Here is a 7,511-nt window from a genome sequence, read left to right on the forward strand (position 1 = left end):
GCGCATCGGGCAGGCGGGAGTGGTTCGACAGCCATGGAACGAGCAGACGAGACCGGTAACGGTCAGGAGCAGCAGTACTGGCAGCAGCCGCAGCAGCAGTCGTACGAGCCTTACGGTCAGCACGGTGAGCAGTCGTACGACTACAACTCCTACGGCGACTACTCCGGCCAGGGCTACGACGCCTCCGGCTACCAGACCTACGATCCCGCCGCCTACCAGCAGCAGTACCAGCAGGCGTACGACCCCTCGTCCGGGTACGGACAGCAGGCGTACGCGCAGCCGTACCAGCAGCAGACCGGCTACGAGCAACAGACCGGCTACGAACAGCAGTACGGCTACGAGCAGCCGACGTACGGCTTCGAGCAGAACGGGCAGACGGCCCAACAGGCGTACTACGACCCGCAGTACGCCGACGTGCCGTATGCCGACCCGCAGCAGGCGCCGGAGTACCAGCAGGCCTACTACGACCCCTCGGCCTCCGGTGCCAGCGAGGCGGCCGGCGGTTCCGGGACGGCCATGCCCTACTGGGGTGGCGCGGAGGAGACGCCCGCCCTCAGCGAGCCGCTCGTCCCCGCGCAGGCGTCCGCGCCCGAGCAGGAGTCGATCACCGGCGAGGAGGCGCTCCCGGCCGGGTCCACCGCCGTCGGGCGCGGAGAGGAACCGCCCGCCGGAGGGCTGAAGGGGCGGGTCGTCGACGCGGCGCTCGGCCGCGGGCCGGGCGTCAACCGCAAGAGCTACCTCACCCGTCTCGCCGTCGGCGGCGGCGCGCTGCTGATCCTCGCGGGCGGCGGCTACTTCGTCGCGAGCGGCAGCTCCGGCGGCGGGCGGACCGGGGGCGGCGCCGCGGCGCAGAACCAGGCCGACATCGGCGTCAACCACAGCAAGGCCTGGGCTGCTCCGGCCGCCCCGGGCGCCGCCGCCACCGCCGCCGCCGGCAGCGGCACCGGCAACGACGGGCTGCTCGGCGCCTGGGTCACCGCCGACGCCGTCGTGCGCGGCGACGGCGAGGGCGTCACCGCCTACTCCGCCACCGACGGACACAAGCTGTGGGCCGTCAGCGCGCCCAGCTCCGGCGCCGTGCCCTGCGCGATGTCGCCGAGCGTCGACTCGGCCGGCGTCGGCGCCGTGCTCTTCCAGTCCAAGCCGGGCAACGGCCAGGCCTGCAACCTGCTCTCCGCCGTCGACACCTCCTCGGGCCAGACCAAGTGGAAGGCCCAGCTGCCCTCCGGCGGCGGCACCGCCTTCGGCGCCTCGGTCATGGTGAGCGACACCCGCGTCGTCGCCGTCTCCGACAGCGCCGCCGTCGGCTACGACACGGCCGCCGGCAAACAGCAGTGGAGCTACTCGGGCCCCGGCAAGTACTGCGCCCTGTCCGGCAACGGCGACGGCACCTCGCTGCTGCTCCAGAGCACCTGCGCCGACACCAACCCCAAGCAGCAGGTCATCTCGCTCGACCCGGGCACCGGCAAGCTGCGCTGGTGGCGCGGGCTGCCGCAGAACGCCTCCTCCTACACGGTGCTCTCCGCCGAACCGGCCGTCGTCAGCGTCCACATGACCGACCCGACCCAGGACACCATCCTGTCCTTCTCGGACAAGGGCGACAGCCAGGCGACGATCCCGGTCTCCCAGACCGGCGGCACCCTCGACTCCACCCACGGCGGCTTCGACCCCGACCCGGCCCTCTTCTTCTCCGGCACGACCATGGTCGCCGCCGTCAACCCGCCGCCGCAGTCCGCCAGCGCGGCCGCCGGGCCCACCACCCTCGCCGCCTACAGCCTCGTCAACGGCAAGGAGCTGTGGCGTAGCACCGCCCACGAGAAGGGCGTCGCCGTGCCGGTCGGCATCAACGGCTCCGCGGCGGTGGTCGCCACCGACGAGCGCGTCGGCCAACCGGCCCGGCTCAGCAACTTCGATCTCACCTCCGGTGCCGAGACCGTCGGCGGCACCTTCCCGCAGGGCACCGGATCGCTGCTCGGCTCCGGACGGGTCCTGCTGCGCGGCAGCCTGGTGGTGGCGCTGCCGGAGTTCACCGGCAGCTACAACACCTCGGCGACCGCCTGGACCGCGGCCCACTGAACCGGCAGGCGTCCCGGCACTCGGCTCAGCCCGCCGCGGCCAGATCGTAGACGTCCGGGTCGGCGCCGCGCGCCCCGAGGCCTCCGGGAGTCAGGTAGCCGGCGTTCAGGTCCGCGCTGTCCAGACCCAGCGCGGCCACCAGCGCCGCGTCCGGCGTCGGCTCGAACGGGCGGCGCAGCAGCCGCATCCCGGCCTGCTCCGGCGTACGGTTCGCCTTGCGGTGGTTGTCCGCGGCGCAGGCCGCGACCGTGTTCAGCCACGTGTCCTGACCGCCGTGCGAACGCGGCACCACGTGGTCGACGGTCGTCGCGCGCTTGCCGCAGTACGCGCAGCGGAAGTCGTCCCGCGCCAGCACCCCACGCCGCGACCACGTCGCCCGTTGTCGGAACGGCACCCGCACGTAGCGTTTCAGCCGCACCACCCGTGGCATCGGTATCTCCACCGAGCTACCGCGCACCCTGCGCTCGGGATGCGACCGCTCGACCACGGCCTTGTCCTGCAGGATCAGCACCACCGCGCGCTGCAGCGTCACCGCCGCCAGCGGCTCGTACGTCGCGTTGAGCACCAGCGTCTTACGCATTTTTCGGCCACCTGCCTCCGGCTCCCGGCCCGCCCGGCTGGACGGTGGGTCCACTGTGCGGGGCGGCCGGATGCCGGGACAACGTAATTTCGGTGGCCTCGTGGTTAAGCCTGCTCAGCCGTTACGGGTGCTCAGGTTCCGCTACGGGTGCTCGTAGGTCGCGATCAGCTGCGCCCGGCCCACGGCGTGGAAGCGGAGGTTGAAGCCGACCACGGCGGGCGTGGCGTCCGCGTCAGGGCCCAGCTTCTCCTGGTCCACGGCGTAGACGGTGAACACGTAGCGGTGCTGGCCGTCCCCGGGCGGCGGGGCCGCGCCGCCGAAGTCACGCGTGCCGTAGTCGTTGCGCACGTGGATCGCGCCCGCGGGCAGGCCCTCGAAGTCGCCGGTACCGGCGCCGGCCGGCAGCTCGGTGACGTCGACCGGGATGTCGAAGACCGACCAGTGCCAGAAACCGCTGCCCGTCGGCGCGTCCGGGTCGTAGCAGCTCACCGCGAAGCTCTTGGTCCCGGCCGGGAAACCGGACCAGCGCAGATGCGGCGAGGTGTTCCCTTCGGCGAACACGTGCGCGTCGGGCAGCACGCCGCCGTCGGTCAGGTCGTCGCTGGTGACCGTGAACTCGGCCACCGGCGGGTGGAAGTCGTGGGGGAGCGGGCGCCGCTTGGGCTCCGACATGTCGTCACTCTCCTTGGGACGCTGCAGAACTCTGGCGATCAGCCTAATCTCGCCGTGTGACCAAGCCGCACCCCGCCACACAGGATCCACTCGACCCCGCGGACCCGCGCTTCCTCGACCGGCCCTCGCCGACGGTCGCGCCCGACCTCCTCGGGCGGATCCTCGTGACCGAGCGGCCCGACGGACGCGTCGCGGTGCGGATCACCGAGGTCGAGGCCTACACCGGCGGGGAGGACCCCGCCTCGCACGCGTACCGCGGACGCACCGCCCGCAACGCCGTGATGTTCGGGCCGCCCGGCTTCGTCTATGTCTACTTCACCTACGGCATGCACTACTGCATGAACGTGGTCACCGGCCCCGGCACCACCGCCGGAGCCGTGCTGCTGCGCGGGGGAGAGGTCGTCGAGGGCGTGCAGCTGACCCGGCACCGCCGCCCCTCGGCCCGCCGCGACACCGAGCTCGCCCAGGGCCCGGCCCGGCTCACCCAGGCTCTCGGCATCGCCCGCGAGCAGAACGGCGAGCCCCTGCCGGGCTCCGTCTTCCAACTGCTGCCCGGCGCCCCGGCCGCCCCCGAGCTGATCCGCCAGGGGCCGCGCACCGGCATCGCCCAGGCCGCGGACACCCCCTACCGGTTCTGGATCGACGGCGAGCCGACGGTCAGCCCCTACCGCCGCCACGTCCCGCGCCGAGCCCGGACGAGCGGCGGAACGGGACGGTCCGAGGCCGACGGGTGAGGAGGCAGGTGGGGACCGGGATCAGGAGCTGAAGCCCAGGATCCGCGCCTTCTCGGTGGCGAACTCCTCGTCGCTCAGCACACCCTCCTTGTGCAGCCGCCCCAGCTCGGACAGCTGCCGCAGGCGCTCGCCCTCGTCTCCGTGTCCGGCCTTCCCTCCGTGCCCGGAGCCCTCGTGCCTGCTCTGGCGCGGGACCGCGTCCTGGGGCACCGCGTCCTGCGGAACCATGGGCTGCGGGAGCTTCCGCTGAGGAGCCGGACGCTGCTGCGGCCTGTGCTGCGCGTGCGCCTGCCACCTGGCGGCCTCGCGCTGCACCTGTGCGGCAGTGGCGCTGGCGGCCGGGTCGATCGCCACCCGCTTGTGGTTGTGCGGCGCGGCCGCCACCTGGACGGTCTGGCCCTCCTGGAACTGGTGGCTGGCGACGCTGACGTACGTCTCGTACGGCTGCCGTCCCGGCAACTCGACGTGCAGCGTGTACCGGTAGACCCGACGGCCGGCGTAACCGAGGTCCGGCTGCCCGTTGATGTAGGTGTTGGTCCCCTTCACGGCGAGGATCCGGGCCGTCCCACGGATGCCGCGCTTCAGCAGCCGTCTGTCGCCGCCGCCCATGCCGGCCATCGACAGGTACATCCCGTACCCGAAGGAGCCCCACCACAGCACGCCGATGATGAACACATAGAGCACGATGTGCACGGCGTTCGGACCTGGCACCTGGCTCGCCAGCAGGCACAGGGGCATGAAAGCCGCACTCATCAGTCCGAACCAGATCCAGACCAACAAGTTCAACTTGCCTAGAGTCACGTGAGGACGCCTTTCTCGCGCCGAGGGACCGCTCTTGCGGGCGAGACCGGTGTACCGAAGCCGCAGGCCCGCCACCAGCGAAAGTCCGGCATTGTGACAGGTTCGGTGCGGATCGAGTCGTCCATCACATTGGTTCGCATTTGAACTGTTCGTTCCCTTATCGTCGGCACCAGCAGACCTCGACGAAACGGGAGCCAGCCCCCATGGCCGGACAGTCCAAGAAGCAGGCAGCCGCTGACCGCCGCGCCCGCATAGCCGAGATGCAGGCCGCCGAGCGCACCCGCGAACGCCGCACCAAGCTCCTGCTCGGCGCCGGTGCGCTCGTCGTCGTCGCCGGAGCCGTGGCCGGCATCGTCGCCGCGGTCGGCAGCAGCGACCACACGGCCGCCGGCGCCGCTGCGGGCTCCTCGGCGAGCTGGGTCGCACCCGCGAACACCGACGCCGCCGTCAAGGCCGCCGGACTCACCATGCTCAACGCCGAGGGCACCGCCGAGCACATCCACATCCACCTGGACGTCTGGGCGAACGGCCAGAAGGTGACCGTCCCGGCCCTGGTCGGCATCAACGAGGGCGCGCAGACCATCAGCCCGCTGCACACCCACGACACCACCGGTGTCGTGCACATCGAGTCGCCGGTCGTGAAGGACTACGACCTCGGCCAGTTCATGACCGAGTGGGGCGTCCCGCTGAACGCGCAGCAGGTCGGCGGCGACAAGGCCGACGCGACCCACGCGCTCAAGGTCTACGTCAACGGAAAGCAGACCGGGGGCGACCCGTCCCAGCTCGTCTTCCACGCCCATGACGAGATCGCGATCGTCTACGGAACCGCCGCCCAGGACTCCTCCGTCCAGGTCCCGAGCAGTTACGCCTGGCCCAGCGGCCTGTGAAAGTCCGGCCCGTTCTGAATCTGGACCGGATTGGCCAAGAAGGGGCCCGGTCGGGGAGGCTGTAGCCGACCAGGCCCTCGGGCGACCGACGGAACGACCCAAGGAAGAGACGAGACCGTGACCGACATCGTCGACGAACTGAAGTGGCGCGGCCTGCTGGCCCTGTCCACCGACGAGGACGCACTGCGCAAGGCTTTCGCGGACGGTCCGGTCACCTTCTATTGCGGCTTCGACCCGACCGCGGTCAGCCTGCACCTCGGCAACCTGGTGCAGATCCTCACCATGAAGCGCATCCAGCTCGCCGGCAACAAGCCCCTCGGCCTCGTCGGCGGCGCCACCGGCCTGATCGGCGACCCCAAGCCGACCGCCGAGCGCGTCCTGAACGACCCCGAGACGGTCGCCGAATGGGTCGGCCGGCTCCGTGGCCAGATCGAGCGCTTCCTCGACTTCGACGGCCCGAACGCCGCCGAGATGGTCAACAACCTCGACTGGACCTCGGGCATGTCGGCGATCAACCTGCTGCGGGACGTGGGCAAGTACTTCCGCGTCAACAACATGATCGCCAAGGAGGCCGTCGCCCGACGCCTCAACTCCGAGGCCGGCATCAGCTACACCGAGTTCAGCTACCAGGTCCTGCAGGGCATGGACTTCCTTGAGCTCTACCGCCGCCACGGTTGCATGCTGCAGACCGGCGGCAGCGACCAGTGGGGCAATCTCACTGCCGGCACCGACCTGATCCGCAAGGCCGAGGGCGTCGCGGCCCACGCGCTCGCCACCCCGCTGATCACCAAGGCCGACGGCACCAAGTTCGGCAAGACCGAGTCCGGCACGGTGTGGCTCGACCCCGAGCTGACCACGCCGTACGCGTTCTACCAGTTCTGGCTGAACGCCGACGACCGCGACATCTCCAAGTTCCTGCGCATCTTCAGCTTCAAGTCCCACGAGGAGATCGAGGAGCTGGAGCGCATGACGGAGGAGGCGCCCTTCAAGCGCGCCGCCCAGCGTGCCCTCGCGGAGGAGCTCACCGTCCTCGTCCACGGCCAGGACCAGCTCGACCGCGCGGTCGCAGCATCCAAGGCTCTTTTCGGCCAGGGCGACCTCAGCGAGCTCGACGCCCCCACCCTCGCGGCCGCCGTGGCCGAGCTTCCGAGCGCCCAAGTGGGTGAACTCGGCGAACTTGTCGACCTGTTCGTGGCAACCGGCCTTTCGGCCAGTCGTTCGGCAGCCCGCCGCACGATCAACGAGGGCGGCGCGTACGTCAACAACACCAAGGTCGAGGACGAGGCGGCCACGGCCGCGCCGGCCGACCTCCTGCACGGCCGCTGGCTCGTCCTGCGCCGCGGCAAGCGCAACCTCGCCGCGGTCGAGCTGGTGCACTGACCAGCGGTTCTGACCTGCAGATTCGCCCGAACGGGGGAGATGTGACCCGCATCTCCCCCGTTCGCGTTTGACGAGCCCCGAGGCAGGGGCTAATGTTGGTCGAGTCGCCTGAATCGGACAGATGCGTCGTACGGAGCGTCGCTCCGCCGCACCAGTCCACACGTGACCACCCGTAGTTGATTCACTCACTTGATCGATCTCGTAGGCATCGGTGTCTGCCGAAGCCAAGCGGGCTCTATTTGGCGTGCGAATTGATGCGCGGTGGCGGATTTCCGGATTTCCGGGAAATGCGCTAACGTAACGGAGGTCGCGAACGAGCGACACCCCACTTTCTAGCGGGGAAGCGGAAAAGCCGCCCGGCGGATCTGCTAAGCTAGAAAA

At 70.6% G+C, this 7,511-nt stretch carries 7 protein-coding genes; 4 read left to right on the top strand and 3 right to left on the bottom strand.

Annotated features, from left to right (window positions below; all coding sequences use genetic code 11):
- The first annotated feature begins 33 nt into the window (after window positions 1-33).
- Window positions 34-2,076, top strand: coding sequence for an outer membrane protein assembly factor BamB family protein (locus TR49_RS10930; RefSeq protein ID WP_042380105.1), 2,043 nt, complete (start codon window positions 34-36; stop codon window positions 2,074-2,076).
- A gap of 25 nt (window positions 2,077-2,101) precedes the next feature.
- On the opposite strand, the gene TR49_RS10935 is transcribed toward TR49_RS10930, so the two are convergent.
- Window positions 2,102-2,656, bottom strand: a complete 555-nt coding sequence (locus TR49_RS10935) for an HNH endonuclease (protein ID WP_042380106.1) — start codon at window positions 2,654-2,656, stop codon at window positions 2,102-2,104.
- Window positions 2,657-2,797: 141 nt separating this feature from the next.
- Complete coding sequence (locus TR49_RS10940; protein WP_042380108.1) at window positions 2,798-3,328, bottom strand: YbhB/YbcL family Raf kinase inhibitor-like protein; 531 nt, start codon at window positions 3,326-3,328, stop codon at window positions 2,798-2,800.
- A 56-nt stretch (window positions 3,329-3,384) separates the two neighbouring features.
- Here TR49_RS10940 and TR49_RS10945 point away from each other — a divergent pair, with 56 nt between their 5' ends.
- A complete protein-coding gene (locus tag TR49_RS10945) occupies window positions 3,385-4,062 on the top strand; it encodes a DNA-3-methyladenine glycosylase (RefSeq protein WP_042380110.1) in 678 nt (225 codons plus the stop codon).
- Window positions 4,063-4,083: 21 nt separating this feature from the next.
- Here the strand turns inward: TR49_RS10945 and TR49_RS45450 are convergent, their stop codons facing one another.
- On the bottom strand, window positions 4,084-4,848 hold the full coding sequence (locus TR49_RS45450) for an SHOCT domain-containing protein (protein ID WP_152627188.1): 765 nt from the start codon (window positions 4,846-4,848) through the stop codon (window positions 4,084-4,086).
- A 218-nt stretch (window positions 4,849-5,066) separates the two neighbouring features.
- On the opposite strand from TR49_RS45450, the gene TR49_RS10955 reads away from it, so the two are divergent.
- Together TR49_RS10955 and tyrS are read left to right on the top strand one after the other, a co-directional pair.
- Window positions 5,067-5,750, top strand: a complete 684-nt coding sequence (locus TR49_RS10955) for a hypothetical protein (protein ID WP_052434182.1) — start codon at window positions 5,067-5,069, stop codon at window positions 5,748-5,750.
- A 117-nt stretch (window positions 5,751-5,867) separates the two neighbouring features.
- Window positions 5,868-7,130, top strand: coding sequence for a tyrosine--tRNA ligase (gene tyrS, locus TR49_RS10960; RefSeq protein ID WP_042380116.1), 1,263 nt, complete (start codon window positions 5,868-5,870; stop codon window positions 7,128-7,130).
- The last annotated feature ends 381 nt before the right edge of the window (window positions 7,131-7,511 follow it).

This window comes from Streptacidiphilus melanogenes, from assembly GCF_000787835.1.
Lineage (GTDB): Bacteria > Actinomycetota > Actinomycetes > Streptomycetales > Streptomycetaceae > Streptacidiphilus > Streptacidiphilus melanogenes.

Excerpts from the sequence above, each read along its gene's own strand:
- TR49_RS10935 (WP_042380106.1), bottom strand. The coding sequence starts at position 2,656 with ATGCGTAAGACGCTGGTGCTCAACGCGACGTACGAGCCGCTGGCGGCG.
- TR49_RS10930 (WP_042380105.1), top strand. The coding sequence starts at position 34 with ATGGAACGAGCAGACGAGACCGGTAACGGTCAGGAGCAGCAGTACTGG.
- TR49_RS10940 (WP_042380108.1), bottom strand. The coding sequence starts at position 3,328 with ATGTCGGAGCCCAAGCGGCGCCCGCTCCCCCACGACTTCCACCCGCCG.
- TR49_RS10955 (WP_052434182.1), top strand. The coding sequence starts at position 5,067 with ATGGCCGGACAGTCCAAGAAGCAGGCAGCCGCTGACCGCCGCGCCCGC.